23 protein-coding genes and 4 tRNA genes are annotated in these 26,740 nt (G+C 67.3%); 16 read left to right on the forward strand and 11 right to left on the reverse strand.

Going from position 1 to position 26,740, the window contains the following annotated elements; translation table 11 throughout:
• Position 1: 1 nt before the first annotated feature.
• From mutM to mutY, 3 genes are all read left to right on the forward strand, one after another.
• Positions 2 to 817, forward strand: a complete 816-nt coding sequence (gene mutM, locus AC07XP_RS24715) for a bifunctional DNA-formamidopyrimidine glycosylase/DNA-(apurinic or apyrimidinic site) lyase (RefSeq protein ID WP_070061998.1) — start codon at positions 2 to 4, stop codon at positions 815 to 817.
• Positions 818 to 920: 103 nt separating this feature from the next.
• Entirely contained in the window at positions 921 to 2,894 is a 1,974-nt protein-coding gene (locus tag AC07XP_RS24720) for a dynamin family protein (protein ID WP_495266170.1), read from the forward strand.
• Positions 2,895 to 2,934: 40 nt separating this feature from the next.
• Entirely contained in the window at positions 2,935 to 3,969 is a 1,035-nt protein-coding gene (mutY, locus tag AC07XP_RS24725) for an A/G-specific adenine glycosylase (RefSeq protein ID WP_495266180.1), read from the forward strand.
• 13 nt (positions 3,970 to 3,982) lie between these two features.
• On the opposite strand, the gene rapZ is transcribed toward mutY, so the two are convergent.
• The 3 genes from rapZ to AC07XP_RS24740 are packed head-to-tail and all read right to left on the reverse strand — an operon-like array spanning position 3,983 to position 7,483.
• Positions 3,983 to 4,855 (reverse strand): RNase adapter RapZ, encoded by an 873-nt coding sequence (gene rapZ / locus AC07XP_RS24730; RefSeq protein WP_062476353.1) that lies wholly within the window; start codon positions 4,853 to 4,855, stop codon positions 3,983 to 3,985.
• Positions 4,856 to 4,857: 2 nt separating this feature from the next.
• On the reverse strand, positions 4,858 to 6,540 hold the full coding sequence (gene recN, locus AC07XP_RS24735) for a DNA repair protein RecN (protein WP_495266171.1): 1,683 nt from the start codon (positions 6,538 to 6,540) through the stop codon (positions 4,858 to 4,860).
• Between the two features lie 37 nt (positions 6,541 to 6,577).
• Positions 6,578 to 7,483 (reverse strand): NAD kinase, encoded by a 906-nt coding sequence (locus AC07XP_RS24740; RefSeq protein ID WP_070062001.1) that lies wholly within the window; start codon positions 7,481 to 7,483, stop codon positions 6,578 to 6,580.
• 31 nt (positions 7,484 to 7,514) lie between these two features.
• Here AC07XP_RS24740 and hrcA point away from each other — a divergent pair, with 31 nt between their 5' ends.
• The 5 genes from hrcA (at position 7,515) to AC07XP_RS24765 (ending at position 13,327) form a co-directional block, all read left to right on the forward strand.
• A complete protein-coding gene (gene hrcA, locus AC07XP_RS24745) occupies positions 7,515 to 8,522 on the forward strand; it encodes a heat-inducible transcriptional repressor HrcA (RefSeq protein WP_062476292.1) in 1,008 nt (335 codons plus the stop codon).
• A gap of 35 nt (positions 8,523 to 8,557) precedes the next feature.
• Positions 8,558 to 8,634: transfer RNA gene (locus AC07XP_RS24750), tRNA-Ile, on the forward strand.
• A gap of 258 nt (positions 8,635 to 8,892) precedes the next feature.
• Complete coding sequence (locus tag AC07XP_RS24755; protein ID WP_495266172.1) at positions 8,893 to 10,020, forward strand: efflux RND transporter periplasmic adaptor subunit; 1,128 nt, start codon at positions 8,893 to 8,895, stop codon at positions 10,018 to 10,020.
• A 19-nt stretch (positions 10,021 to 10,039) separates the two neighbouring features.
• The gene (locus AC07XP_RS24760; RefSeq protein WP_495266173.1) at positions 10,040 to 13,168 is read left to right on the forward strand and encodes an efflux RND transporter permease subunit; all 3,129 of its coding nucleotides are present in this window, start codon (positions 10,040 to 10,042) and stop codon (positions 13,166 to 13,168) included.
• Between the two features lie 82 nt (positions 13,169 to 13,250).
• Positions 13,251 to 13,327: transfer RNA gene (locus tag AC07XP_RS24765), tRNA-Arg, on the forward strand.
• A 186-nt stretch (positions 13,328 to 13,513) separates the two neighbouring features.
• Here AC07XP_RS24765 and AC07XP_RS24770 read toward each other — a convergent pair.
• On the reverse strand, positions 13,514 to 13,939 hold the full coding sequence (locus AC07XP_RS24770; RefSeq protein WP_062476298.1) for an HU family DNA-binding protein: 426 nt from the start codon (positions 13,937 to 13,939) through the stop codon (positions 13,514 to 13,516).
• Between the two features lie 216 nt (positions 13,940 to 14,155).
• Here AC07XP_RS24770 and AC07XP_RS24775 point away from each other — a divergent pair.
• Positions 14,156 to 14,232: transfer RNA gene (locus tag AC07XP_RS24775), tRNA-Arg, on the forward strand.
• A 69-nt stretch (positions 14,233 to 14,301) separates the two neighbouring features.
• Here the strand turns inward: AC07XP_RS24775 and AC07XP_RS24780 are convergent.
• Positions 14,302 to 14,862, reverse strand: a complete 561-nt coding sequence (locus AC07XP_RS24780; protein WP_495266174.1) for a thermonuclease family protein — start codon at positions 14,860 to 14,862, stop codon at positions 14,302 to 14,304.
• Between the two features lie 98 nt (positions 14,863 to 14,960).
• Here AC07XP_RS24780 and greB point away from each other — a divergent pair, with 98 nt between their 5' ends.
• On the forward strand, positions 14,961 to 15,542 hold the full coding sequence (gene greB / locus AC07XP_RS24785; protein ID WP_307587260.1) for a transcription elongation factor GreB: 582 nt from the start codon (positions 14,961 to 14,963) through the stop codon (positions 15,540 to 15,542).
• Positions 15,543 to 15,555: 13 nt separating this feature from the next.
• Here greB and AC07XP_RS24790 read toward each other — a convergent pair whose 3' ends face one another.
• The 4 genes from AC07XP_RS24790 to AC07XP_RS24805 all read right to left on the reverse strand — a co-directional run bounded on the left by AC07XP_RS24790 (position 15,556) and on the right by AC07XP_RS24805 (position 19,686).
• Entirely contained in the window at positions 15,556 to 17,799 is a 2,244-nt protein-coding gene (locus tag AC07XP_RS24790; RefSeq protein WP_095746649.1) for a RelA/SpoT family protein, read from the reverse strand.
• Between the two features lie 93 nt (positions 17,800 to 17,892).
• Positions 17,893 to 18,096, reverse strand: a complete 204-nt coding sequence (gene rpoZ / locus AC07XP_RS24795) for a DNA-directed RNA polymerase subunit omega (RefSeq protein WP_013543330.1) — start codon at positions 18,094 to 18,096, stop codon at positions 17,893 to 17,895.
• 31 nt (positions 18,097 to 18,127) lie between these two features.
• Positions 18,128 to 18,748, reverse strand: a complete 621-nt coding sequence (gene gmk / locus AC07XP_RS24800) for a guanylate kinase (protein ID WP_062476362.1) — start codon at positions 18,746 to 18,748, stop codon at positions 18,128 to 18,130.
• A 14-nt stretch (positions 18,749 to 18,762) separates the two neighbouring features.
• Positions 18,763 to 19,686 (reverse strand): YicC/YloC family endoribonuclease, encoded by a 924-nt coding sequence (locus AC07XP_RS24805; RefSeq protein WP_062476308.1) that lies wholly within the window; start codon positions 19,684 to 19,686, stop codon positions 18,763 to 18,765.
• A gap of 91 nt (positions 19,687 to 19,777) precedes the next feature.
• On the opposite strand from AC07XP_RS24805, the gene AC07XP_RS24810 reads away from it, so the two are divergent.
• The 6 genes from AC07XP_RS24810 to AC07XP_RS24835 all read left to right on the forward strand — a co-directional run bounded on the left by AC07XP_RS24810 (position 19,778) and on the right by AC07XP_RS24835 (position 24,546).
• A complete protein-coding gene (locus AC07XP_RS24810) occupies positions 19,778 to 20,785 on the forward strand; it encodes a serine/threonine protein kinase (protein WP_495266175.1) in 1,008 nt (335 codons plus the stop codon).
• 5 nt (positions 20,786 to 20,790) lie between these two features.
• Positions 20,791 to 21,699 carry a PP2C family protein-serine/threonine phosphatase gene (locus tag AC07XP_RS24815; protein ID WP_062476311.1) on the forward strand — a complete coding sequence of 303 codons (909 nt, stop codon included), beginning with the start codon at positions 20,791 to 20,793 and terminating at the stop codon, positions 21,697 to 21,699.
• Between the two features lie 55 nt (positions 21,700 to 21,754).
• Positions 21,755 to 22,486 carry a ribonuclease PH gene (gene rph, locus AC07XP_RS24820; RefSeq protein ID WP_495266176.1) on the forward strand — a complete coding sequence of 244 codons (732 nt, stop codon included), beginning with the start codon at positions 21,755 to 21,757 and terminating at the stop codon, positions 22,484 to 22,486.
• Positions 22,487 to 22,560: 74 nt separating this feature from the next.
• Entirely contained in the window at positions 22,561 to 23,160 is a 600-nt protein-coding gene (locus AC07XP_RS24825) for a non-canonical purine NTP pyrophosphatase (RefSeq protein WP_070062009.1), read from the forward strand.
• 3 nt (positions 23,161 to 23,163) lie between these two features.
• Positions 23,164 to 24,426, forward strand: coding sequence for a radical SAM family heme chaperone HemW (gene hemW, locus AC07XP_RS24830; RefSeq protein ID WP_062476321.1), 1,263 nt, complete (start codon positions 23,164 to 23,166; stop codon positions 24,424 to 24,426).
• A gap of 32 nt (positions 24,427 to 24,458) precedes the next feature.
• Positions 24,459 to 24,546: transfer RNA gene (locus AC07XP_RS24835), tRNA-Ser, on the forward strand.
• A 491-nt stretch (positions 24,547 to 25,037) separates the two neighbouring features.
• Here the strand turns inward: AC07XP_RS24835 and AC07XP_RS24840 are convergent.
• On the reverse strand, positions 25,038 to 25,472 hold the full coding sequence (locus AC07XP_RS24840; RefSeq protein WP_495266177.1) for a hypothetical protein: 435 nt from the start codon (positions 25,470 to 25,472) through the stop codon (positions 25,038 to 25,040).
• A gap of 291 nt (positions 25,473 to 25,763) precedes the next feature.
• The coding region (locus tag AC07XP_RS24845; RefSeq protein ID WP_495266178.1) for an AlbA family DNA-binding domain-containing protein at positions 25,764 to 26,740 on the reverse strand (977 nt) is incomplete at its 5' end.

Raw genomic sequence — 26,740 nt, forward strand, 5'->3', positions numbered from 1 at the left:
CATGCCTGAACTACCCGAAGTCGAGGTCACCCGGCGCGGCTTTGCCGATCGCATCGCCGGCGCGCGCATCGAGTCCGTGCGCATCGGCAAGCCGCTGCGCTGGGCGCTGATGGTGGTGCCGCAGGCGCTGGTCGGGCGCCGCGTGCGCGAGGTGCGCCGTCGCGGCAAGTACCTGCTCATCGACCTGGACCGCGGGCTGCTGCTGCTGCACCTGGGCATGTCGGGCAGCCTGCGCTTCGACATCCACCTGCCGGAGCCCGGCGTGCACGACCACTTCGATCTGGTCACCGAACTCGGGACCCTGCGGCTGAACGACCCGCGCCGCTTCGGCGCCGTGGTCTACGTGGACGATGAAGAGGCGCCCTGGGCCCTCAAGCTGCTCGGCGGACTGGGCATGGAGCCGCTGGGCGATGCCTTCGACCTCGACGCCTTCCATGCCGGGCTGAAGAAACGCCGCACGGCCATCAAGCAGGTGCTGCTCGCGGGCGACGTGGTGGTGGGCGTGGGCAACATCTACGCGTCGGAGGCGCTGTTCATCGCCGGCATCCGCCCGACCCTGTCGGCCGCGCGCATCAGCCGGCCGCGCGCGGCGAAGCTGCATGCGGCGGTGCGGGACATCCTGGCGCGGGCGGTGGAGAAGGGCGGCAGCACCTTGCGCGACTTCTCGAACGTGGACGGGCAAAGTGGCTACTTCCAGCTCGAAGCGACCGTCTACGGCCGCGCGGGCGAGCCGTGCCGGGTGTGCGGCACGCCGATCCGGCAACTGAAACAGGGGCAGCGCTCTACTTATTACTGCCCCCATTGCCAGAAATCCTAGGGAAGGCGGGCCCCGTGGCGGCTGCTTCGGGGCAAACTCCTGCCGGTACCCCGTTCGCCATGCGGCGATGTTATATTTGTAAATTCTTACTTACATCTTTCCCTTGAGCCGCTCTTTCAACCAACAGCTCGATCAGCACGGCGCCTGGCGGAGCAACTTCGCCCGCCGCCTTCAGTGGCTGTCCCGTTGGCTGACCGACAACGAGCTGCTCGACCAGGCCGTGGCCGAACGGCTGCGCGCCCTCGAAGACCAGATCCGCACCAGCAAGGTCATGGTGGCCTTCGTGGCCGAGTTCTCGCGCGGCAAGTCGGAACTGATCAACGCGATCTTCTTTGCCGGCTACGGCCGGCGGATCATGCCGGCCAGCGCCGGGCGCACCACGATGTGCCCGACCGAGCTGGGCTACGACGCCGCACTGGCGCCCAAGCTGCGCCTGCTGCCCATCGAAACCCGCCTGGAGCCGCACTCGCTCGCCCACTGGCGCGAGCGGCCCACGCGCTGGACCGAGTTGCCCATCGAGGTGGGCGACGCCGAGCAACTGGCCCGCGCCATGGGCAAGGTGGCCGAAGTCCGCTGGGTGAGCAAGGACGAAGCCCGCGCGCTCGGCTTCTGGAACCCCGAGACGCCCGACGACAACCCGGTGCAGGACGCCGAAGGCCGCGTCGAGATTCCCCGCTGGCGCCATGCGGTGCTGAACATGCCGCATCCGCTGCTCGAGCAGGGCCTCGTGATCCTCGACACGCCCGGCCTGAATGCGATCGGTGCCGAGCCCGAACTCACCGTGAGCCTGATCCCGCAGGCGCATGCCGTGGTCTTCATCCTGGGCGCCGAAACCGGCGTGACCCGCTCTGACCTGTCGATCTGGCGCGAGCACCTGATCACCGGCGACGACAGCCACGACACGCGCTTCGTGGTGCTCAACAAGATCGACACGCTGTGGGACACGCTGAGCACCCCGACGCAGATCGCGCAGCAGATCGAGCGCCAGCGCGAAGGCGCGGCCCGGCTGCTCGAGGTGCCGCTGGCGCAGGTGCTGCCGGTGTCGGCGCAGAAGGGCCTGCAGGCCAAGATCGGTCACGACGCGGCCCTGCTAGACGCCAGCCGGCTGCCGGCGCTCGAGGCGCTGCTCGGCGAAGGCGTGCTCGGCAAGCGCGAAACCATGCTGCGGCTCGCGGTCGACGCCGGCATGACCGCGCTGCGCACCGAGGCCGAGCGCCTGCTGAAGGTGCGCCAGCGCGACCTGTCGGAGCAGGCGCTCGAACTGCAGGGCCTGCGCGGCAAGAACGTGTCGGTGATCCGCCACATGCGTGCGCGCATCGACCAGGAACATGCCGAATTCGAGGGCAGCAACACCCGCATCCTGGCGCTGCGCTCGGTACAGGGCAAGCTGCTGCGCGAGGTGTACGCGGTGCTCGGGCGCACGGCGCTCAAGGCCGACATGGTCAAGCTGGCCGCGGCGCTCAAGCGCCCCGGCGTCAAGTTCAACGTGCGCAAGGTGTACGGCGAAACCTTCGATGCGCTGCGCAACAACTTGCGCGAAGTGCAGGCGACCACGGCCGAGATCCAGTCGATGCTGCACGCCACCTTCCGCCAGCTCAACGCCGAGCAGGGCTTCACGCTGCAGGCGCCGGCCGAGCCCGACCTGAGCGGCTTCGAGCAGGAGCTGGGCCAGATCGAGCGCAGCCACATCCACTACCTGGGCGTGGGCAACCTGATCAAGCTCGCGCAGGCCGACTTCTGCGACAAGCTGGTGCGCGCGCTGGCCAGCCGGCTGCGGCTCGTCAACGAGGCCGCCATGACCGAGGTCGAGCGCTGGAGCAAGGGCGCCAGCGCGCAGATCGATGCGCAGCTCAAGGAGCGCCGCCGCAATTTCAGCAAGCGCATCGAGGCGATCGAACGCATCCAGAATGCCGCAGGCAGCCTTGACGACCGGTTGGCCGAGATCGCCGCGCAAGAAAGCCACCTGGCCGCGCTGCAGGAGCGGCTGCACGAGTTCACCTCGCTGATCGCGCAGCACGGCAGCCAGCCGCCTGTCGCGGCCCCCGCCATCGCGGGCGAGCAACTGCGTGCGGCCTGAGCGCACCGCCGCGCGGGCGGCCGTCTCCCCACCTCCGCCGCTGCCTCCGGAATTCGCCGCACAGATCGTGCGCTGGCAGCGCAGCCACGGGCGCAGTGAGCTTCCGTGGCAGAACACGCGCGATCCGTACCGCGTCTGGCTCTCGGAAGTGATGCTCCAGCAGACCCAGGTCACGACCGTGTTGGGCTACTTCGCACGCTTTCTCGAACGTTTTCCCGACGTGGCGGCGCTGGCCGCCGGCACCGAGGACGAGGTGTTCGGCCTGTGGAGCGGGTTGGGCTACTACAGCCGCGCGCGCAATATGCACCGCTGCGCGCAGGAGGTGGTCGCGCGCTTCGGCGGCGCCTTTCCACACACCGCCGCCGAACTCGTGACCCTGCCCGGCATCGGTCGTTCGACGGCGGCCGCGATTGCGGCCTTCTGTTTCGGCGAGCGCGTGGCGATCCTCGACGGCAACGTGAAGCGCGTGCTGACGCGCGTGCTCGGCTTCGACGGCGACATGTCGTCGTCGGCGCAGGAGCGCGCGCTGTGGGACCTCGCCACGCAACTGCTGCCGCCAGAAGGCCAGCGCGAGGCGGTGGCGAGCTACACGCAGGGTCTGATGGACCTGGGCGCCACGGTCTGCCTGCCGCGCAAGCCCAGCTGCATGATCTGCCCGGTGAACGCGAGCTGCGTGGGCCTGCGCCAGGGCGCGCCCGAGCGCTACCCGGTGAAGACGCGCAAGCTCAAGCGCAGCGCCCAGTCGCTGTGGGTGCTGCTGGCGCGCGACGCGCAAGGGCGCGTGTGGCTGGAGAAGCGGCCCGCCAAGGGCATCTGGGCGGGGCTGCATTGCCTGCCGGTGTTCGACAGCCACGACGACCTGCTCGCGGCCCTGCCGTCGGGCGCGGCGCACGACACGCAGGAACTGCCGCCCTTCGTGCACGTGCTGACCCACAAGGACCTGCACCTGCACCCCGTGCTGCTGCAGGGCGTCCAGCCGCAATGCGAGGGCGCACGCTGGGTCGAGGCGCAGGAGTGGAGTCGGCTGGGGCTGCCCGCCCCGATGCGCAAGCTGCTGGAAACCGCCGAGGCCTGAACGGCCTCCGCCCTCAGGCGTCGAGTTCGCGGTGGCGCTTGAGCGCGCCCCAGCGGGCACCGAAGGCGCGTGCCAGCTGCTCGACCAGGAACACCGACCGGTGCTGCCCGCCCGTGCAGCCGATGGCCACCGTCACGTAGCTGCGGTGGTCGCGCGCCAGTGCGTCGAGCCAGTGCGTCAGGAACTGCTCGATGTCGTCGAACATGCGCGCCACGTCATCGTGCTCGCGCAGCCATTCGATCACCGGCTCGTCGCGGCCCGTCAGCGCGCGCAGCGCCGGCACGTAGTGCGGGTTGGGCAGCATGCGCACGTCGAACACGTAGTCCGCATCGAGCGGCACGCCGCGCTTGAAGGCGAACGACTCGAACACCAGCGTCAGCGCGTTCTGCGGCGCCGAGATCAGCCCCTTGATGTAGCTCTGCAGCTGCGCGGGGCGGATGAGGCTGGTGTCGATCACGTCGGCGCCGTCGCGCAGGTCGGCCAGCAGTTCGCGTTCGAGTTCGATGGCTTGCACCAGCACGCGATGCTGTTCGGGTACGTCGGTGCGGCTTTCCTGGCGCGAGAGCGGATGGCGCCGGCGTGTTTCCGAATAGCGGCGCAGCAGCGCGTCGGTCGTCGCGTCGAGGAACAGCGAGCGCAGCGAGACGCCGTCGGCGCGCAGTGCTTCGAGCTGCTGCGGCACGATCGGCAGCGACACGCCGCTGCGCACGTCCATCGCGATCGCCACGCGCGTGGCCTGCTGTTCGTGCTGCAGCGCGATGAAGGCCGTGAGCAACTCGGGCGGCAGGTTGTCGACGCAGTAGTAGCCGGCGTCTTCCAGCGCGTGCAGCGCCACCGACTTGCCGGAGCCCGACATGCCGGTGATGAGGACGAGGTCGAGGTTCATGTTCATGGGGCGGTCGCCGGCGTTTTGTGGCCGAGCATTTCGCGCGCGTGGGCCAGCGAGGTGGCCGACACCTTTTCGCCGCCCAGCATGCGGGCGATTTCGCGCGCGCGGTCGTCGGCTGCCAGGCGCGACACGCCGCTTTCGGTGCGCGGGCCGTCCGTGCCGGCCGCCGTCGTCTGGCGCTTGGCGACCACGAGGTGGTGGTCGGCGCAGGCCGCCACTTGGGGCAGGTGGGTCACGGCGAGCACCTGGCGGTCCCGGCCGAGCTGTTTCATGAGGCGGCCCACGGTCTCGGCGACGGCGCCGCCCACGCCTGCATCGACCTCGTCGAAGATCAGCGTCTGCGCGGCGCCCAGTTCGCTGGTCGTCACGGCAATGGCCAGCGCGATGCGCGAGAGCTCGCCGCCCGAGGCCACCTTGCCGATGGCGCGCGGCGTGCTGCCGGCATGGCCGGCCACCAGGAACGAGATTTCTTCGAGGCCGGCGCGGCCGGGCTGTGCCAGCGGCTGCAGTTCGACGTCGAAGCGCCCGCCCTGCATGCCCAGGCCCTGCATCGCCTGCGTGACGGCCTGGGCCAGGCGCGGCGCCGCCTGCTTGCGGATCTTGCCGAGGGCCTTGGCTTCCTTCATGTAGGCCTGCTGGGTGTTCTGTTCGGCGCGTTCCAGGCCTTCGAGGTCGCTTTGCGCGTCGAGCGCCTGCAGCTCCGCCTGCCAGCCGGCCAGCAGCGCGGGCAGCTCGGCCGGCGTGCGCTTGTAGCGGCGCGCAAGCGACATCCACAGGCCCATGCGCTCGTCGAGTTCGGCGAGGGTCTTGGGATCGGTGTCGGTGTCGCGCAGGTAGCCGTGCAGCGAGTGGGCCGCGTCCGAGGCCTGCGCCACGCAGGAGGCCAGCACCTCGCCCAGCGTGCGGAATTCGGGCTCGATGTGCTCGCAGTTCTGCAGCAGCGTCGCGGCACGCGTGAGGGCGGCGAGGGCGCCGTTGTCGTCGTCTTCGAGTGCCTGGCTTGCGCCCTGGGCGGCGTCGATGAGGGCCTGCGCGTTCGAGATGCGCGAATGGTGGGCCGAGAGCTCGTCCCACTCGTCGGCGCCCGGCGCGAGCTTGGCGACTTCGGAAATCTGCCACTGCAGCCGCTCGCGCTCGCGCTGCAGCGAGTCTTGCGCCGAGCGTGCGTGGTCGAGCGCCGAGAGCGCCTGGCGCCAGCTCTGCCAGGCGGCGTCGAGCGCGTCGGTGCGCGCGCCGGCGTAGGCGTCGAGCAGGCCGCGCACGGCCTCGGGGCGGGTCAGGCTCTGCCAGGCGTGCTGGCCGTGGATGTCGAGCAGGCGGTCGCCGAGTTCGCGCAGTTGCGTGGCGGTGGCGGGGCTGCCGTTGATCCAGCCGCGGCTGCGTCCCTGCAGGTCGACCGTGCGGCGCAGCAGCAGGCCGTCGCCAGCCTCGAAGCCGCCTTCGTCGAGCCAGCCGGCCAGCGCCGGGTCGGCGTCGAACTCGGCGCTCACGTCGAGCCGCTCGGCGCCTTCGCGCACGGCGCCGGCGTCGGCGCGGTTGCCCAGCGCCAGCTGCAGTGCGTCGATCAGGATGGACTTGCCGGCGCCGGTTTCCCCGGTCAGCACCGTGAAGCCGGCCGACAGATCGAGTTCAAGGGACCGCACGATCACGAAGTCGCGCAGTGCGATGCGTCGCAAAGCCATCTCAGTTCGTCCTCAAGCTGGAGGCGTGGTCCTTCATTCAGGAGCCCCCTTCGTTCCAATGGAGTTTCTTGCGCAGCGTGTCGAAATAGCTCCAGCCGCGCGGGTGCAGGAAGCGCACCCGGAAGTCGGAGCGGCGCACCACCACGCGGTCGCCGATGGCGAGCGAGGCGAGCGACTGCATGTCGAAATTGGCGCTGGCGTCGCGCCCGCTCACCAACTCGATCACGATCTCGTCGGCGTCGGGCAGCAATACGGGGCGGTTCGACAGCGTGTGCGGCGCGATCGGCACCATCACCCAGCCCGGCACCGCCGGATGCAGCAGCGGCCCGCCGGCCGACAGCGCGTAGGCCGTCGAGCCCGTGGGCGACGCGATGATCAGCCCGTCGGCGCGCTGGTTGGCCACGAAATGACGGCCCACCGACACGCGCATCTCGACCATGCCCGAGGTGGCGCCGCGGTTGACCACCACGTCGTTCATCGCGAGCGCGTCGAACACCAGGGCCTCATCGCGGATCACCTGCGCGTGCATCAGGCTGCGGTGGTCTTCTTCGTATTCGCCGGCCAGCATCGGGATCAGCGTGGCCTGGTAGTTGTCCAGCGGGATGTCGGTGATGAAGCCGAGCCGCCCGCGGTTGATGCCGATGAGCGGGATGCCGTAGCACGCGAGCTGCCGGCCGATGCCGAGCATGGTGCCGTCACCGCCGACCACGAGGCCGAGGTCGCAGCGCTGGCCGATTTCTTCGACCGACAGCGCCTGGTAGCGCGGGTGGGGCGGTGCGTCGGTGTCCTCGCAGGACGAACGCTCCACGAACACCGTGCAACCCTGCGATTCGAGGAAGGCGCCGATGCCCTCCATCACGCCGTCGCGCGCATCGGCTTGCGCCCGGGCGCCGGAAGCCTGGTATTTGCCGATCAGGGCGACGTGACGAAAGCGTGAGGTCATAGCTCACAAATTACAACACTAAAATCTTGCAATGCTGGACGACCGTGCCAAGTTGCTGTTGAAGACGCTGGTCGAGCGTTACATCGCCGATGGGCAACCCGTCGGATCACGCACGCTCTCGCGTTCGGCGGGGCTGGATCTCTCGCCCGCGACCATCCGCAACGTCATGTCCGACCTCGAGGCGCTGGGGCTCATCGCCAGCCCGCACACCTCGGCCGGACGCGTGCCGACCACGCGCGGCTACCGGCTCTTCGTCGACACCATGCTGACCGCGCAGCGCGAGCAGATGAGCACGCCGAGCCTGGCGGCCGACCAGCCGCAGAAGGTGATCGCCAACGCCGCGCACCTGCTGTCGAACCTGTCGCAGTTCGTGGGCGTCGTGATGGCGCCGCGGCGCGTCTCGGTGTTCAAGCAGATCGAATTCTTGCGGTTGTCCGAGCGGCGGCTGCTGGTGATCATCGTCTCGCCCGACGGCGACGTGCAGAACCGCGTGATCTTCCCGGAATCCGACTACTCGCAGTCGCAGCTGGTGGAAGCCTCGAACTACATCAACGCGCACTTCGCGGGCCTGACGATCGAGCAGGTGCGCGACCGCCTGCAGTCCGAGGTCGAGAAGCTGCGCGGTGAAATCGCCGCGCTGATGCAGGCCGCGGTGCAGGTCAGCTCCGAAGTGCTCACCGATGCGCAGGCCGACGACGTCGTGATTTCCGGCGAGCGCAACCTGCTGTCGGTGACCGATTTTTCCAGTGACATGGGGCAGCTGCGGCGTGCCTTCGATCTTTTTGAAGAGAAGGCGCAGCTGATGCGGCTGCTCGACGTGTCGAGCAAGGCCGAGGGCGTGCGCATCTTCATCGGCGGCGAAAGCCAGGTCGTGCCGTTCGAGGAGCTGTCCATCGTCAGCGCCAACTACGAGGTCGACGGCCAGGTGGTCGGTACGCTGGGCGTGATCGGCCCGACCCGCATGCCGTACGACCGCATGATCCAGATCGTCGATATCACGTCGCGGCTGGTGAGCAACGCGCTGAGCCACCGCAAGTAAGCGGCTGCGCGCGGCGCATAGAATCGGGCCCGCGTGGGCCGTTAGCTCAGTTGGTTAGAGCAGCGGACTCATAATCCGTTGGTCGAGTGTTCAAGCCACTCACGGCCTACCACCACACATTCCCCCTCTGTAGACACTCCGATGAAGGCCGCATTGCGCGGCCTTTTTCTTTGGTGCCAGAGGCGCGAGCGAGGCCTGCGGCCGCCGCCGATTTCACCTACGGCAAACACAGGATTCCTTCAGGTTGCAATGCAACATCGAAGGCAGAATGCACCATTTGAGTGCAAATGTAACGAGCCGGGTGATCCCTGCGCACGCCGCACTGCGATTCCCGATGGCCATGACCCCGCTTTTCAAGCTCCTGCTTCCGATGTCCCTGCTCGCGCTCGCTGCATGCGGCGCCAAGCAGGCTTCCACCACCGATGACGCGCCGCCCGAAGTCGGCGTGGTGGCGCTGCACGCCAGTGACGTGGCTGTGCACACCGAGCTCGCGGGCCGCACGGCCGCCTACCGCGTCTCCGAGGTGCGGCCCCAGGTCAACGGCATCGTGCGCAAGCGGCTGTTCGAAGAGGGCGGCATGGTCCGCGCGGGCCAAGTGCTGTACGAGATCGAGCCCGGCCCGTTCGAGGCCGCGCACGAGCAGGCGCAAGCCGCATTGGCCACGTCGCAGGCCACCATCGCCAGCCTGCGCGGCAAGGCCGATCGCTTCGGCGAACTGGTCAAGGCCAATGCCGTGAGCAGGCAGGAGCACGAAGAGGCGCAGGCCGCGCTGGTGCAGGCGCAAGCCGGCGTGAAGGCCGCGCAGGCGGCTGTGAAGGCGGCGCGCATCAACCTCGACTTCACGCGCATCACCGCGCCCATCGCGGGACGCATCGGCCGCTCCGCCGTGACCGAGGGCGCGCTCGTGGCGCCGGGCCAGGCGATGGCGCTGGCCACGATCCAGCGGCTCGATCCGATCTACGTCGACGTGGTGCAGTCGAGCCTGGAACTGACGAAGCTCAAGCGCCGTTTCATCTCGGGCGACATGGCGCCGGCCAGCACCCAGGTCCGCCTGCGCATGGAGGACGGCCTGCCTTACCCGCATGCCGGCACGCTGAAGTTCTCCGAAGTGGCTGTCGACGAGGCCACCGGCTCGGTCACGTTGCGCGCGGAGTTCCCGAACCCGCAAGGTCTGCTGCTGCCGGGCATGTACGTGCGCGCGCAGGTCGAGTCCGGCGTGGAGCGCCAGGCCATCCTGGCGCCGCAGCGCGGCGTGGCCCGCAACGAGAAGGGCGAGCCGACCGCGCTGGTGGTGGCGGCCGACAACAAGGTCGAGCTGCGCGCGCTCGAAGTGCGCAGCACCGAGGGCGAGCACTGGGTCGTGACCCGGGGCCTGCGCGAGGGCGATCGCCTGGTGGTCGATGGCCTGCAGCGCGCACGCCCGGGTGAAAAAGTGAAGCCGGTGCCGGTTTCCACGGCGGGCGCATCGTCCGCTGCGGCGCCTTCCCCGGCCGATTGATCAGAAGCGACAACCTCCCGTGATCGCTCATTTCTTCATCCAGCGGCCCGTCTTCGCCTGGGTCATTGCCATCCTCATCATGCTGGCCGGCGGCGTGGCCATTCGCACGCTGCCGGTGTCGCAGTACCCGGACATCGCGCCGCCGACCGTGGTCGTGTCGGCCAACTACCCCGGCGCCTCGGCGCAGGCGGTGGAAAACAGCGTCACGCAGGTGCTCGAGCAGCAGCTCAAGGGCATCGACGGCCTGATGTATTTCAAGTCGACCAGCAGCGCCGCCGGCTGGGCCGAGATCAACGTCACCTTCCGCCAGGGCATCGACCCCGACACCGCGCAAGTGCAGGTGCAGAACAAGGTCAGCCAGGCCGCCAGCCGGCTGCCGCAGGCGGTGCAGCAGCAGGGCGTGACGGTCGCCAAGTCGCAGAACAACTTCCTGCTGATCGTGGCGCTCTACGACGAGACCGGCCAGCGCACCGACACCGACATCGCCGACTGGATGGCCAGCAACCTGCGCGACCCGATCAGCCGCGTGGACGGCGTGGGCTCGGTGCAGGCCTTCGGCGCGGCGTACGCCATGCGCATCTGGCTCGACCCGCACCGGCTGGCCAGCTACCAGCTGATGCCGTCCGACGTCACGGCCGCCATCACCGCGCAGAACACGCAGGTGTCGGTGGGCGAGATCGGCGCGCGGCCGTCGGCGCCGACGCAGCACCTGAACGCCACCGTCACCGCGATGTCGCGGCTGCAGACGCCCGACCAGTTCAAGGCCATCGTGCTCAAGACGCAGGCCGACGGCGCCGTGGTGCGGCTGGGCGATGTGGCGCGCGTGGAGATCGGCAGCGAGTCGTATGCCGAGACCACGCGCCTGAACGGCCACCCGGCCGCGGGCTCGGCCGTGATGCTGGCGCCCGGCGCCAACGCGCTGACCACCGCCCGCGCGGTGAAGGCGCGCATCGCCGAGCTCGAGCGCTCGCTGCCTGCGGGCCTGCGCGTGGCCTACGCGGAAGACACCACGCGCTTCGTCAAGATCTCGATCCAGTCGGTCATCCGCACGCTGCTGGAGGCCATCGCGCTGGTGGTGGTCGTGATGTTCCTCTTCCTGCAGAACTGGCGCGCCACGGTGATCCCCGCGATCACCGTGCCGGTGGTGCTGCTGGGCACCTTCGGCGTGCTGGCGGCCTTCGGCTATTCGATCAACGTGCTCACGTTGTTCGGCATGGTGCTGGCCATCGGCCTGCTGGTGGACGACGCGATCGTGGTGGTGGAGAACGTCGAGCGCGTCATGCACGAAGAGGGGCTCGATGCGAAGGCGGCCACGATCAAATCGATGAAGGAAATCACCGGCGCGCTGGTCGGCATCGCGGTGGTGGTGTCGGCGGTGTTCCTGCCCATGGCCTTCTTCGGCGGCTCGGTGGGCGTGATCTACCGGCAGTTCTCGGTGACCATCATCGCGTCGATGGTGCTGTCGGTGGTGGTGGCCATCGTGCTCATCCCGGCGCTGTGCGCGCGGTTCCTGAAGGCCGGCGTGCCGCCGCGCACGCGCGGCTTCCTGGGCGCCTTCAACCGCCGCTTCGACGCCGCGCAGGGTCGCTACGTGGGCGTGCTGGGCCGCATCCTGCGCAAGCCGCTGCGCTTCACGGCGGTGTATGTCGCCATCGTGGCCGGCATGGGCCTGCTGTACCTGAGCCTGCCCGGCGGCTTCCTGCCGGAAGAGGACCAGGGCAGCGTGATGGTGATCGCGACGCTGCCGGCCGGCGCCACCTCGGGCCGCACCGACGAAGTGAACCGCGCCATCGAAAAGCACTTTCTCGAGACCGAGAAGGACACGACCGACACCATCTTCACGCTCACCGGCTGGAGCTACAGCGGCTCCGGGCAGAACATGGGCATGGCGTTTGTCTCGCTGAAGGACTGGTCCGAACGCGCCAGTGCCGACAAGCGCGCCCACGCCATCGTCGAGCGTGCTGGCAAGGCGCTGGCCAAGCAGCAGCGCGACGCCGAGGTCTTCGGCATGGTGCCGCCGCCCATCGAAGGGCTGGGCGAATCGAACGGCTTCGAGTTCTGGTTGCAGGACACCTCGGGCATGGGCGCTGAGCGGCTGTTGCAGGCGCGCGAGAAGCTGGTGCGCGAGGCCAACAAGGACAAGCGCCTGCAGTCGGTGCGTGCCAACAGCGTGGCCGGCACGCCGCAGCTGCAGGTCGACATCGACCAGATGAAGGCCTCGGCGCTGCGGCTGTCGCTGGACGACGTGAACACCACGCTGGGCATTGCCTGGGGCGGCAGCTACGTCAACGACTTCATCGACCGCGGCCGCGTGAAGCGCGTGTACGTGCAGGCCGATGCGCCGTACCGCTCGGCGCCGGACGACATCGGCCAGTGGTTCGTGCGCGGCAGCACGGGGGCGATGACGCCGTTCTCGGCTTTTGCCACCACGCGCTGGTCGCAGGGCGCGTCGCAGCTGGAGCGCTACAACGGCCTGCCCGCGGTGCAGATCCAGGGCGCGGCCGCGCAGGGCACCAGCTCGGGCACGGCCATGGCGGCCATCGAGACCCTCGCGAAGAAGCAGAGCGGCACGGGCCAAGCCTGGAGCGGCCTGTCGTACCAGGAGCGGCTGTCGGGTGGGCAGGCGCCGCTGCTGTTCGCGCTGTCGATCCTCGTGGTGTTCCTGTGCCTGGCGGCGCTGTACGAGAGCTGGTCGGTGCCGGTGTCGGTGATGCTGGTGATTCCGCTGGGCGTGCTCGGCGCGGTGATCGCTGCGGCGCTGCGCGGGCTGTCGAACGACATCTACTTCCAGGTCGGCCTGCTCGCGACCATCGGCCTGTCGGCCAAGAACGCGATCCTGATCATCGAGTTCGCAGAGGCCGCGCTGCGCCGTGGCGTGCCGCTGCTCGAAGCGGTGGCCGAAGGCGCGCGCCTGCGGTTGCGGCCGATCCTGATGACCTCGCTGGCCTTCCTGGCGGGCGTGATCCCGCTGGCGGTGGCCACGGGTGCGGGCTCGGGCAGCCAGGTCGCGATCGGCACCGGTGTGTTCGGCGGCGTGCTCGCGGCGACGGCACTGGGCATTTTCTTCGTGCCGCTGTTCTACCTGCTGGTGAAGCGCGTGGCCGCACGGCTGATGGGGCGCAAGGCGGGCAGCGAACAGGTGGCCTGAGGCCGTCGCATCGCAATGCCGTGAAGCTTTTTTGAAGGCCTCGCCGGAACAGCGCTTTCGGCGGGGTAGAATTCAAGGCTGCGCGGCTGTAGCTCAGTTGGATAGAGTACTTGGCTACGAACCAAGGGGTCGTGGGTTCAATTCCTGCCAGCCGCACCATCTCTCGAATAGCCTGGAAGAGTTTCTCTTCCAGGCTATTTTCGTTTGGGGCCCCTCGCACAGAGGGTTTCGCTGCCCGCATTCGCTGCGCGGCAGGCGCCCACAAAAAAGCCGCCCGAGGGCGGCTTTTTGACGTCGATACGAACAACTGCCAGGTCGGGCCTGTGCAGCGTCGCACCATGCGTCTTACTTCTTCTTGGCGACGGCCTTCTTGGCGGGAGCCTTGGCGACGACGGCCTTCGTGACAGCAGCCTTGGTGACAGCTGCCTTCTTCGGAGCGGCGGCCTTCTTGGCAGCAGGTGCAGCAGCGGCCTTTTCAGCCTTGCGCTTGGCGGCCTTGGGGTCGATGGCGGCCTTGAAGGCAGCGCCGGCGACGAACTTCGGCACCTTGGTGGCGGCGATCTTGATCTTGGTGCCGGCCTGGGGGTTGAAGCCCGAGCGTGCAGCGCGTGCGACTTGCTTGAAAGTACCGAAGCCGACCAGCTGGACCGAATCGCCCTTCTTCACGGCAGCGACGACGCTGCTGGTGATCGTTTCGAGGACGCGTGCGGCCTCGGCCTTGCTCAGGTTGTGGGTGGTGGCGATCTTCTCGACCAGTTCGATGCGGTTCATTCAGTATTCCTTGGATGGTATGGCGCCGTGTTGCCTACGGCGGCCCAGGCTTATTCCGGGCGGGGCGGAGTGTACCGGGTCGGAAGGGCCTCTTTGGAACGGCACGGGCCGGATGCGTTGCAACAAGCCCCATTGCAGACTGCCGTCGTCCGTATTTTCAGCTTTCGATCACAAAGGTTGGGGCGGGCGAAAAAACACGCTATAATCGAAAGCTGTGCGGCTGTAGCTCAGTTGGATAGAGTACTTGGCTACGAACCAAGGGGTCGTGGGTTCAATTCCTGCCAGCCGCACCACTCTTCAAGGGTTAGCTCGTTTTTCGAGCTAACCCTTTTTCTTTGGCCGGTCATTGCACCGTGCCCGCATCAGGGACGCGGCGGTCGTGCGTCCTTCCAGAGGCCGGCCCGCTTGGCCTTCGCTTCTTCCTCCGCAAATTCGTACTGCCCGCGCTCCTGGGGCGACAGGCGCTGCGCCTGCGCGGGCTGCCAGTGTGCCAATCCGACGGTCAGCAGTGCCAGGCCTGCGTCGAGCGTCCTCGGGCCATTGGGGGCTGAATCCGGCGTCACCGTCACGCGGCAGACGCGTTCGCGAGCGTGGGATGTGGGATCGTCGCAGTCGACGTCTGCCGGCTTCAGGCGAACCATGTCGTGCATCTTCTGCCGGGCCTGCTCGGCAAAGGGCTGCCCGGGCTTCGGCGCCTCGATGCCTTGCAGGCGCACGCGGCGCCACGCACTGGCGCTGGCTGCGTCGCCGCAGCGGGCGGTGAGGGTGTCGCCGCTGTGGATGCTCACGACGAAGCAGGTCTGCGTCCTGGCGTGGGTGTCGAAGGGAAGAAAGCCCAGGACGGCAGCAAGGACCACGAGAGCGTACAAATGAAGCCCCGCCGAGGCATGGCGACGGCATGGGAAATGTCCGGTGGCGATCACGGGGGCTCCTGTCTCCTGGGCATGGCGGTTGCGGCAAACTCACCGGCTTGTAGGGCGCGGCAAGGGCGCTCAGTATTTCCGATTTGAAGGGCTCTGCATTGAACAAGGCATTCACCAAGGAGTCGGACGCCGATGCGGACGACGACGATGACGGCGCAGGCGGCGCCGCACCCGCGCTGCCGGCGGGCAGCAAGAACTACATCACGCCCGAGGGCTACGCGCGCCTGCGCGACGAGCTGCTGCAGCTGATGGACGAGGAGCGCCCCAAGGTCGTCGAGGCCGTGCACTGGGCCGCGAAGAACGGCGACCGCTCCGAGAACGGCGACTACCTCTACGGCAAGAAGCGCCTGCGCGAGATCGACCGGCGCATCCGCTTCCTCGGCAAGCGGCTCGAGATCGCGGAGATCACCGACCCGTCGGTGCACCACGGGCGCGACCAGGTCTTCTTCGGCGCCACCGTCCGCTATGTCGACGAGACCGGCGAGGAGCGCAGCGTCACGATCCTCGGCATCGACGAGGCCGAGAGCGCCAAGTCGGAGGTCAGCTGGATCTCGCCGATCGCGCGTGCGCTGCTCAAGGCGCGCGAAGGCGACGTGGTGAAGCTCGTGACGCCCGGCGGGGCGCACGAGGTGGAGATCCTGTCGGTGAGCTATCCGGCGCCGCGCACGCCGGCGAACTGACGCGCGAGCGAACTCAGGGCGCCGGAATCGTCCGCGCCGCGGTCAGCACCGACGCGGTCCGGCGCGCGGCGCGCAGCACGGCATCGAGGTGCGTGCGGTCGCGCACCGCGATCACGAAGCGCAGGTCGGTCGAATCCTGCGGGGTCTCGTCGGCCATCTCCACGTGCGTGATGTCGGCCTCGGCGTCGGCCAGGGTGGCCGCCACGCGGGCCAGCACGCCCTTGTCGTTGCGCACGGTGATGACCACGCCCGTCTCGAAGGCCCGCGTGGGCTCGTCGGCCCATTCGACCGCGAAGAAGCGCTCGCTGTCCTTGTTGCGCAGGCGCTGGCCGACGCCGCAGTCGTCGGTGTGCACCACCAGCCCTTCGCCGTGCCCGAGGTAGCCGACGATCTGGTCGCCGGGGATGGGCCGGCAGCACTGGGCGAAGCGCACGGAGGAGTTCTCGCTGCCGTCGAGCGTCACGGCGCCTTGCGATACGGCCTCGTGCGAGGTGAAGCGCTCGCGGCTGAGCAGCAGGGCGTCGGGGCGCTCGCCGATCTCGGCCAGCAGCGCCATGAGCCGCTTGGCGACGATGCTCGCGATGCGCTTGCCCAAGCCGATGTCGGTCAGCAGCTCGGCGCGGGTGCGGTTGCCGGTGAAGCGCAGCAGCTTCTCCCACAGCGCCTGGTGTTCGTCGTCTTCCTCGGGCAGCTTGCCCAGGCCTTCGGCGCGCAGCGCCTGCGCCAGCAGCTTCTCGCCCAGGCCTTCGGACTCGGCATGCGCCAGCGTCTTCAGGTAGTGGCGGATCTTGGAGCGTGCCCGGCCGGTGCGCACGAAGCCCAGCCACGCGGGGTTGGGCGTCGACACCGGCGCCGTGATCACTTCGACCACGTCGCCATTCTTCAGCTCGGTGCGCAGCGGGACCTGGTCGCCGTTGATGCGCGCGGCCGAGGTGTGGTCGCCGATGTTGCTGTGGATGGCGTACGCGAAGTCGACCACGGTGGCGCCACGTGGCAGCGCCATGATCTGGCTCTTGGGCGTGAAGACGTAGACGGCGTCGGGGAACAGGTCGACCTTGACGTGGTCCCAGAACTCGGCGGCGTCGCGCGTCTCGTCCTGGATGTCGAGCAGCGACTGCAGCCACTTGGTGCCCAGCCGGTCGTTGCTCGCGGCATTGGGCTCGGCAGCCTTGTAGAGCCAGTGCGCCGCCACGCCCGATTCGGCCACGACGTGCATGGCCTCGGTGCGCAGCTGGAACTCCACGCTCACGCCGGCCGGTCCCACCAGCGTGGTGTGCAGCGACTGGTAGCCGTTGAGCTTGGCGATCGCGATGTGGTCCTTGAACTTGCCCGGCAGCGGCTTGTACATCTGGTGCAGGATGCCCAGGCCGGTGTAGCAGGCGATCACGTTCGGCACGATGAGCCGGAAGCCGTAGATGTCGGTGACCTGCGCGAAGCTCAGGTGTTTTTCTTCCATCTTGCGGTAGATGGAATAGAGCGTTTTCTCGCGGCCCGCGATGCGCAGCGTCATGCCGGCGGCGGAGAAGGCCGTCTCGACCTCTTTCTGCACCTTCTGGATCAGGTCGCGTCGTCGTCCACGCGCCTTGGCGACGGCCTTGGCCAGCGTGGCGTAGCGCCAGGGCTTGAGGTGCCGGAACGACAGGTCCTGCAGCTCGCGGTAGGTCTGGTTCAGGCCCAGCCGGTGCGCGATGGGCGCGTAGATCTCGAGCGTTTCACGCGAGATGCGGGCCCACTTTTCGCGCGGCGCATCGGCCAGCGTGCGCATGTTGTGCGTGCGGTCGGCCAGCTTGACCAGGATGACGCGCACATCGCGCGCCATGGCCAGCAGCATCTTGCGGAAGGACTCGGCCTGGTTCTCTTCGCGCGTGTTGAACTGCAGCTTGTCGAGCTTGGTGAGCCCGTCGACCAGCTCGGCAACCGGTGCGCCGAAGCGCTCGATGAGTTCCGGCTTGGTGACCCCGCAGTCCTCGATGGCGTCGTGCAGCAGCGCGGCCATGAGCGCCTGGGCGTCGAGCTTCCACTCGGCGCACTGCGCCGCCACGGCGATGGGGTGGGTGATGTACGGCTCGCCGCTGTTGCGCAGCTGCCCGAGGTGGGCTTCGTCGGCAAAGCGGTAGGCCCGGCGAACCAGCTCGGTGTCTTCGGGGCTCAGGTAGTCGAGGCGGGCCGTCAGCGCAGCAAAACTCGCGGCGGCCGCGTTCAGCGCCGCCGGACTCGGTTTCGGCGTGGGGGACGGAGGTTTGGCGACCGCGCTCATGGCTACCACTTTAGCGTGACCGCTCTGTGGACGCGTCCAGACGTAAAAAAAGCACCGCAATGCGGTGCCTTTTCGTTGCAGGGCTGCGTCAGATCAGCCCGGCACTTTCTTGAGCATCTCGATGCCGATCTTGCCTTCGGCGATTTCGCGCAGGGCCGTGACGGCGGGCTTGTTCTTGCTCTCGATCTTGGGCGCGTGGCCTTGGCTCAGCATGCGCGCGCGGTAGGTGGCGGCGAGAACGAGCTGGAAACGGTTCGGGATCTGAACGAGACAATCTTCGACGGTGATGCGGGCCATGATGAATTCTTTCGGTCGGTGAGCGGGGATTTCAAGGGATGTTCAATGCGGCGAACGTATCGGCACGGGCTCTGCGCTGTGCGGAATACCGAAGCCGCTGCGCGTGGACGATCGCCTTGAGATCGAAAAGTGCGCGCTCAAATAACTCGTTGATTATAACGAAATCGAATTTTCCGGCCTGGGCCATCTCTTCGGCCGCGTTCTTCAGGCGCAGTTCGATCACCGCCGCGCTGTCTTCGCCGCGCCGTTCCAGGCGGGAGCGCAGCTCTTCCCAGCTGGGCGGGAGGATGAAGATCATGACCGCGTTGGCAAAGGTCTTGCGGATCTGCAGCGCGCCCTGGAAGTCGATTTCGAGGATCACGTCGGTGCCCAGGGCCACCCGCTCCTCGACCGCCTTCTTCGACGTGCCGTAGCGGTGGCCGTGCACGTGGGCCCATTCGACGAAGCCGTCGGCCGCGATCAGGGCGTCGAACTCGCTCGGGGAAGCGAAAAAGTACTCCCGGCCGTGCTTTTCCTGCCCGCGCGGGGGGCGCGTGGTGTGGGAGACCGAGGGCTGGACGGCCGAGTCGAGCTCCATGAGCGCCTTGACCAGGCTCGATTTGCCAGCGCCGCTGGGTGCAGCGACCACGAAGATATTGCCGGGGTAGTCCATGGGAAGGCTCGTCGTCATTCGATGTTCTGCACCTGCTCGCGCATCTGCTCGATGAGGACCTTCATGTCCACGCCGATGCGCGTGAGTTCCAGGGCCGCCGACTTGGAGCCCAGGGTGTTGGCTTCGCGGTGCAGTTCCTGGATCAGGAAATCCAGCCGCTTGCCGATCTCGCCGCCCTTCTTGAGCAGCCGCTCGATCTCGTCGAGGTGTGAATTCAGCCGGGTGAGCTCTTCCGCCACGTCGATGCGGATCGCGAAGGCGGTCGCTTCGGTCAGGGCGCGGTCCTGGGCGGCTTCGGGCAGCGTGCCGCCCGTGCCGGCGGTCAGGCCCATGGCCTCCTGCCAGCGCTCCAGGAAGCGGGTGCGCTGCTGTTCGACCAGCTGCGGCACCAGCGGACCGGCCTGCTGCACCAGAGTGCGCAGCTGCGCCAGGTGCGCTTCGAGCATCTTGGCCAGCCGGGCGCCTTCGCGCTGGCGGGCGGAGATCAGGGCTTCCAGGGCCTTGCCTGCCACGTCGAGCAGGTCGGGGCCCCAGTCGCCGCGCGTGGCGCCGTCGCTGCCGGCCAGGCGCAGCACGTCGGCCACGCTCAGCTCGCGGGCGCCGGGCAGCCAGGCACGGATGCCGTCCTGCACGCCGTTCAGCCGCTGAAGCAGCTTGACGGAGGGCTCGACTACGCCCGCCTGGGACGTGTTCTCGATGGCCGCGCGCACCTCGACCTTGCCGCGCTTGAGCTTGCCCGTGAGCAGCTCGCGCAGCGCGGTCTCATGCTGGCGCAGCTCCTCGGGGAGCTTGAAGGTGAGGTCGAGAAAGCGGCTGTTGACCGAGCGGATTTCGACCCCGAGCCGGCCCGCGGCGGAGGGCCGTGCATCGGCTTCGGAGTGGCTGCCTGCGGGGCCGTTCTGGCCGCTGGCGTAGCCGGTCATGCTGTAAACTGGCATTGCGCCTCACTGTGGTTTTGCTTGCAAGCACCGAGGCGTCGGTACAGCGTTCGCTTGCCGCACCATCGCCTTCGGGCGAAACTCCCGGATTATGTCAAAGGTCAAGCCTACGCCCCTGTTGCCCGATACGGTCATTGGCGGATATCGCGTTGTTCGCCGGCTTTCCGCGGGCGGTTTCGGCGTGGTCTACCTCGCGATCGACCCGAACGGCCAGCAAGTCGCCGTCAAGGAATACCTGCCTTCGTCGCTCGCCACGCGGGGCCCCGGCGAACTGGCGCCGCAGGTGCCGCCCGAGAAGCTGTCGCTGTACCGCCTGGGGCTCAAGAGCTTTTTCGAAGAAGGCCGCTCGCTCGCGCAGATTTCGCATGCGTCGGTGGTCAGCGTGCTCAATTTCTTTCGCGAAAACGAGACCGTCTACATGGTCATGAACTACCTGGAGGGCGCGACCCTGCAGGATTTCGTGGTCACGGCACGCGACTTGAAGCGGCAGAAGGTGTTCCGCGAATCGACCATCCGTTCGCTGTTCGACGAAATCCTGCGCGGCCTGCGCATCGTCCACCAGTACAAGATGCTGCACCTGGACATCAAGCCCGCCAACATCTTCGTCACCGACGACGACCGCGCCGTGCTGATCGACTTCGGCGCCGCCCGCGAAGTGCTCAGCAAAGAGGGCATCTTCATCCGCCCCATGTACACGCCCGGCTTCGCCGCGCCCGAGATGTACCGGCGCGATTCGTCGATGGGCCCCTGGACCGACATCTACGCCATCGGTGCCTGTATCTACGCCTGCATGCAGGGCTACCCGCCCAACGACGCACCCCGGCGCATTGAGAAAGACCGCCTGAGCCTGTCGCTCTCGCGCCTGCGCGGTGTGTACTCCGACAACCTCATCGAGGTGGTCGAGTGGTGCATGTCGCTCGACCCGCTCTCGCGCCCGCAGTCGGTGTTTGCGCTGCAAAAGGAACTCAGCCGCGAAGGCGAGCGCCGCTACACCAAGCTCACGGTCGGCGAAAAGGTGCGCTTGTCGATCGACAACATCCGCTCCTTCGACAAGAAGAGCCTGCCGCGCGCTGCCGCGCCCACCACCCGACCGGTCTGAGCGACATGAAGTTCTCCGTGTTCCAGGTCAGCCGCAAGGGTGGCCGTCTCAAGAACGAAGACCGCATGGGCTACTGCTACACGCGGGAGTCGGGTCTGTTCGTGCTCGCCGACGGCATGGGCGGCCATCCTGAAGGCGAAGTGGCGGCCCAGCTGGCGCTGCAGACCATCGCCGCGCTGTACCAGCGCGAGGCCCGCCCCACCGTGAAGGACGTGAAGGCCTTCCTGGCCGAATCGGCCATGTCGGCGCACCAGCAGATCATGCGGTACGCGAGCCACAAGGCGATGCTCGACACGCCCCGCACCACGGTGGTCGCGGCCGTGCTGCAGAACGCCACCGCCACCTGGCTGCATTGCGGCGACTCGCGCCTGTACGTCGTGCGTGACGGCCGCCTGCTGACCCGTACGCGCGACCACTCGCATGCCGAGCGCCCCAAGCCCCACGGCGCCACCGACGCACCGGTCAACCGCAACCTGCTGCTGACCTGCCTGGGCTCGCCCACCACGCCGCTGTTCGACGTGTCGGCGCCGCTGCCGCTGCAGCGCGGCGACCGCCTCATGCTGTGCTCCGACGGCGTCTGGGGCGTGCTCGACGACGCCGTCATCGTGCACACCCTTTCGTCCGGCAAGCCCGTGTCCGACGCCGCGCCCGACCTCGCCGAGATGGCGCTGCGCAAGGGCGGCGCCCACAGCGACAACGTGACGCTCATTGCGCTTGAGTGGGAAATGCCCGAGACGCCCGGCGACGACCGCGGCGTGTCCACCGAAACCATCGACGACGGCGTGTTCGCCTCGACCATCCAGGCCGGCATGCCGTCCGACAGCGAGATCGACGACCTCGACGAAGACGCCATCGAGCGCTCCATCGCCGAGATCAACGAAGCCATCCGCCGCTCCGCCGCCCGCAAGACCTGATCTCCTGATCGGGTCTCGCGGTTTTTCTTTTTCTTTTTCGGTTTCCTCCAGACACATGACTGCTTTCACACGAAGCGGCGGCCGCGCCGCCGACCAGCTGCGCCCCGTGCGCATCACCCGCGGCTTCACCATCCATGCCGAGGGCTCCGTGCTCATCGAGTTCGGCCAGACCCGCGTGCTGTGCACCGCCTCGGTCGAAGAAAAAGTCCCGCCGCACAAGAAGGGCAGTGGCGAAGGTTGGGTGACGGCCGAATACGGCATGCTGCCGCGCGCCACCCACACCCGCAGCAGCCGTGAAGCCGCCAAGGGCAAGCAGACCGGCCGCACGCAGGAAATCCAGCGCCTCATCGGCCGCTCGATGCGCGCCGTGTTCGACCTCGCCGCCCTGGGTGAACGCACCATCCACCTCGATTGCGACGTGCTGCAGGCCGACGGCGGCACGCGCACCGCGGCCATCACCGGCGCCTTCGTGGCCGCACAGGACGCCGTCGACAAGCTGCTGGCCTCCGGCGCGCTCAAGGCCTCGCCCATCAAGGGCCACGTGGCCGCCATCTCGGTGGGCATCGTCGAAGGCACGCCGCTGCTCGACCTCGAGTACACCGAAGACTCGGCCTGCGACACCGACATGAACGTCGTCATGACCGGCGCCGGCCACTTCGTCGAAGTGCAGGGCACGGCCGAAGGCGTGGCCTTCACGCGCGAAGAGATGAACCTGCTGCTCGGCCTGGCCGAGAAGGGCATCGGCGAGCTCGTGAGCCTGCAGCAGCAGGCCCTGCTTTCGAACTGAACGACCGACGACCACAACCACTAGCTACTGGCGCCCGTTCATTCATCGTGCGCCACAGCCATCTTTGACTTTCCATGAAACTGGTTCTGGCTTCCAACAACGCGGGCAAGCTCGCCGAACTCCAGCAGCTGTTTGCCGAGCTGTCCGTCACCCTGGTGCCGCAGTCGGCACTCGGCGTGGGCGAGGCTGAAGAACCCTTCCGCACCTTCGTCGAGAACGCGCTCACCAAAGCGCGCCACGCCAGCGCCGCCACCGGCCTGCCGGCCATTGCCGACGACGCCGGCCTGTGCGTCGACGCCTTCGGCGGCCTGCCGGGGGTCGACACCGCCTACTACGCCACGCAGTTCGGCTACGCCAAGGGCGACGCCAACAACGTGAAGGCGCTGCTCGAACAGCTCGACGGCGTGGTCAACCGCCGCGCCGCGCTCGTCAGCACGCTGGTCGCGCTGCGTCGCCACGACGACCCCGAGCCGCTCATTGCCGTCGGCCGCGTGGTCGGCGAGATCGCGCCCGCGCCCATCGGCGACAACGGCTTCGGCTTCGACCCCGTCATGTACCTGCCGACTTTCGGCAAGACCTTCGCCCAGCTACCGCCCGACGTGAAGAACGCCAACAGCCACCGAGGCCGCGCCGCGCAGGCGATGCTCGCCCTGATGCGCGAGCGCTGGTTCTGACCCATGGCCACCGTCTTCCCGATCCAGCCCGCCCAAGCCGGCGGCGCCCCCCAGGCCAATGACGTGCTGCACTGGATGCGCCCCGGTCCGCTGCAACTCGCCGCGCTGCCGCCGCTGTCGCTGTACATCCACCTGCCGTGGTGCCTGCGCAAGTGCCCTTACTGCGACTTCAACTCGCACGAGTGGCGCGCCACCAGTGAGGCCGACATCGACGGCCTTCCCGAAGCCGCCTACATCGACGCGTTGATCGCCGACCTCGACGCCGCGCTGCCGTTGATCTGGGGCCGCACCGTCCACACCATCTTCATCGGTGGCGGCACGCCCAGCCTGTTCTCGCCACAGGCCATCGACCGGCTGCTGGGCGACGTGCGCGCGCGCCTGAAGCTCGCGCCCGAATGCGAGATCACGCTCGAGGCCAACCCCGGCACCTTCGAGCGCAACCGCTTCCGCGCCTACCGTGCGGCCGGCGTCACGCGCCTGTCGGTGGGCGTGCAGAGCTTCAACGACGAGCACCTGACGGCGCTGGGCCGCGTGCACGACCGTGCCCAGGCCATCGCCGCGGTGGAAGAGGCCGCGAGCGCCTTCGACACCTTCAATCTGGACCTGATGTACGCCCTGCCGGGCCAGACCATGGAAGGCCTCGACGCCGACCTGACCCAGGCCTTGGCTCTGGCGCCGCCGCACATCTCGATCTACCACCTCACCATCGAGCCCAACACCTGGTTCGCCAAGTTCCCGCCCACGCTGCCCGAGGACGACATCGCCTACGCCATGCTCGACCGCATCACCGAGCGCACGGGCGCGAGCGGCATGTCGCGCTACGAAGTCTCGGCCTATGCGCGCGACGGGCACCAATGCGCGCACAACCTCAACTACTGGCAGTTCGGCGACTACCTCGGCATCGGCGCCGGCGCGCACAGCAAGCTCAGCTTCGCGCACCGCATCGTGCGGCAGGTGCGTTATCGCGAACCGCGCCTGTACATGGAGAACGCGCGCGCCGGCATGGCTGTGTCGCAGAGCGACGAAGTGGCGCTGGCCGACCTGCCGTTCGAGTTCATGCTCAACGCGCTGCGGTTGAAGCAGGGCTTCACGCTGCCCCAGTTCAGCGAACGCACGGGCCTGGCAATGACGTCGATCCAGCGCGGCCTGGAGGAGGCCGAGCGCAAGGGGCTCGTCGCGCGCGACCTGTTCCGCGTGTGGCCCACCGAGCGCGGGCTCGACTTCCTGAGCGACCTGCAGACGCTGTTCCTGCCCGACGACGAGTAAGGCTGCGCCGTCAGCTTAAAATCGACGGTTCCGGAGAGTTGGGTGAGTGGTTTAAACCAGCAGTCTTGAAAACTGCCGACGTGAAAGCGTCCGTGAGTTCGAATCTCACACTCTCCGCCAGAATCAATCTCTGGCCGTTTTTGAGAGTCCCGCGCAGTCCCTGCGACGGGACTTTTTCTTTGGGGAATGCGTCTTTTTGAGTCTGGCGCGATCTGCGACAGGCCACCCCTAGTCAGCTACCAAACATGGCGTCAGTCATGGTATTTTCGAGCCGACACCATGACCCTCACTCCATCGGCGCAGCGGGAGCCGCCGTGTCGTCGCCGAGCACTGGCCATGGTGCATGTCGAGTCGCAAACTGGCGCCGAGCGCCGAGCGCCGAGCGCCGAGCGCCGAGCGCCGAGCGCCGAGCGCCGAGCGCCGAGCGCCGAGCGCAGAATCGCTGCCGCTGCCGCTGCCGCTGCCGCTGCCGCTGCCGCTGCCGCTGCCGCTGCGGCTTGCAGTCAGAGATACGGATGGACGCTTGCGTGAGTGGAATGTGACGGTCGATCGAGGAGGACTCAACGCAATGGTTCAGTACCTTGGTTGACTTGCAGCGCCTGTGGGCACATCTAACCGTGATCTCTTTGGTACGCCTCGATACTCGGAGCCACGAGAGCTTCGAGCTTCGGAAGCTCATTGAATAGGTCGCTTTCTGGCGCGTAGCTTGACGCATGCGCGAAGGCCTTGGTGGATTTGTCCTTAACGGCCTGGTATCGAACGGCAAATGGGGAGCGATGTCCTTGGGCCAGAATCTTGAGCCAAGGCGGCGGATCTGATGGCAGGCTAAGACCGCGTGATACGGCCGCGCTCCACAGTTTTTCCAGATCGTGGCCTCCGTCGCGTGGAGGTTCGTTAGGCGACAGGCACGCCAGTACATACCCCTCCAGGAGTGATTCAACAGCTTGTCCAGCCAGCAATGCGAGCGCCCGATGAGGGCAACGCCCTGAGATCTCAATTGCCTTTATGCCATCGATGAACTCACGAGCGGCAACAAGGTGCGCCATCGGGCGCGTCACCTGTTGGAAGCGTAGCGGTGGAAGGGTCAATGACAGGTGGCCAGTCGTCATTGGTGTGACCTCCAAGCCCCTTCGCGAATTTCCTTCACCCGATCCGTCCGGGTCTGCAAAAGATCAATCGTACGCTTCTGTTCGGCCAGCAACTGCCGGAGCAATGGCTTCGTTTCGAGGATCGCGACTAGGAGGAGGACGATCGCCCAGATCCCAAACAGACTACCTGCCGTCGCTGCCATTGCTTCTCCTCATCTTGTGACGGGCGGTCATACTACGCTGAGCGGCTTAGAGTGTGACTTCGAGAAATCCCGATCTCGGAGCGAGTTCTAGCGCGCCCACTTTATAGCGGATTTGCACGAAATTCGGCGGAGCGCCTAGGCCGATCACGCGGCCAGGTTCAAAGCCCAGCCAGATCCCTCCTACTGTTGCATGCATAGTTGGGTGAAGCAGCATGTTTGCATCGCCAGCATGCAGCCAAGATCCATCAAGATTGCGGCCGACGTAAGGGAGTCCTTCATTCCGATTTCCGTCAATTCCCATAACGTTGCGATGGAATGGGCCATCGACTCCGAGTTCGATAAATAGGCCGCGGGCTGCTCCTCTCCCGCTATTGGTGATCTTCACCAATATTTCGTATGGGGCAATCTTTAAGGGCTCAACTTCCAGCACAGGGCGGGCTCTGCGACCAAACATGTCCGCGATCTGGAATTGCTCCATTCGCGAAAAGCTGAGTCCAATCCGCTGGTAGAAGCGATCTTCTCCGTATCTAGCCATGTGTGGCCCGGCATCGCTAGCAGGTACGAAAGTGGCGACGAACCCATGAGCTTCCCCGCGCCGTGTGATCGCACGGTGCACGACCCCTGATACACCGGGCGAGACTGCCGTCGGCGTCAGCTCGTCAAAACGAGTTGCTTGCTGCCGCGCGTTTAGGACACCCGGAAACGAGTCGATGCAATCGATTCCTTGAATTTTTCGTGCATCAACACCCCAAATGCAAATACCACCTTGACCATTGGCAAAACCTGAAATAACAGTGGCAAGGTTGCGTTTCATGTCTCCTTCCGAGCCGATGCCTTTGCAGTCCAGGACTTGAGACTCGGGGTCACCCTTCATAGCGCGTATCTTGCTGTCCGTCAGCGCATCGAACCAAGCTCGTAAATCCATTGCTGCTGCTCCGTTAATCAACGTAATAGTCTGACGAAGGCCGTCCTTGCCTGATGCGCGGGCCGCGGGAAGCATCTGACCCGAATCGCAGACCCGCT

The organism is Variovorax sp. GW531-E2 (assembly GCF_059423125.1).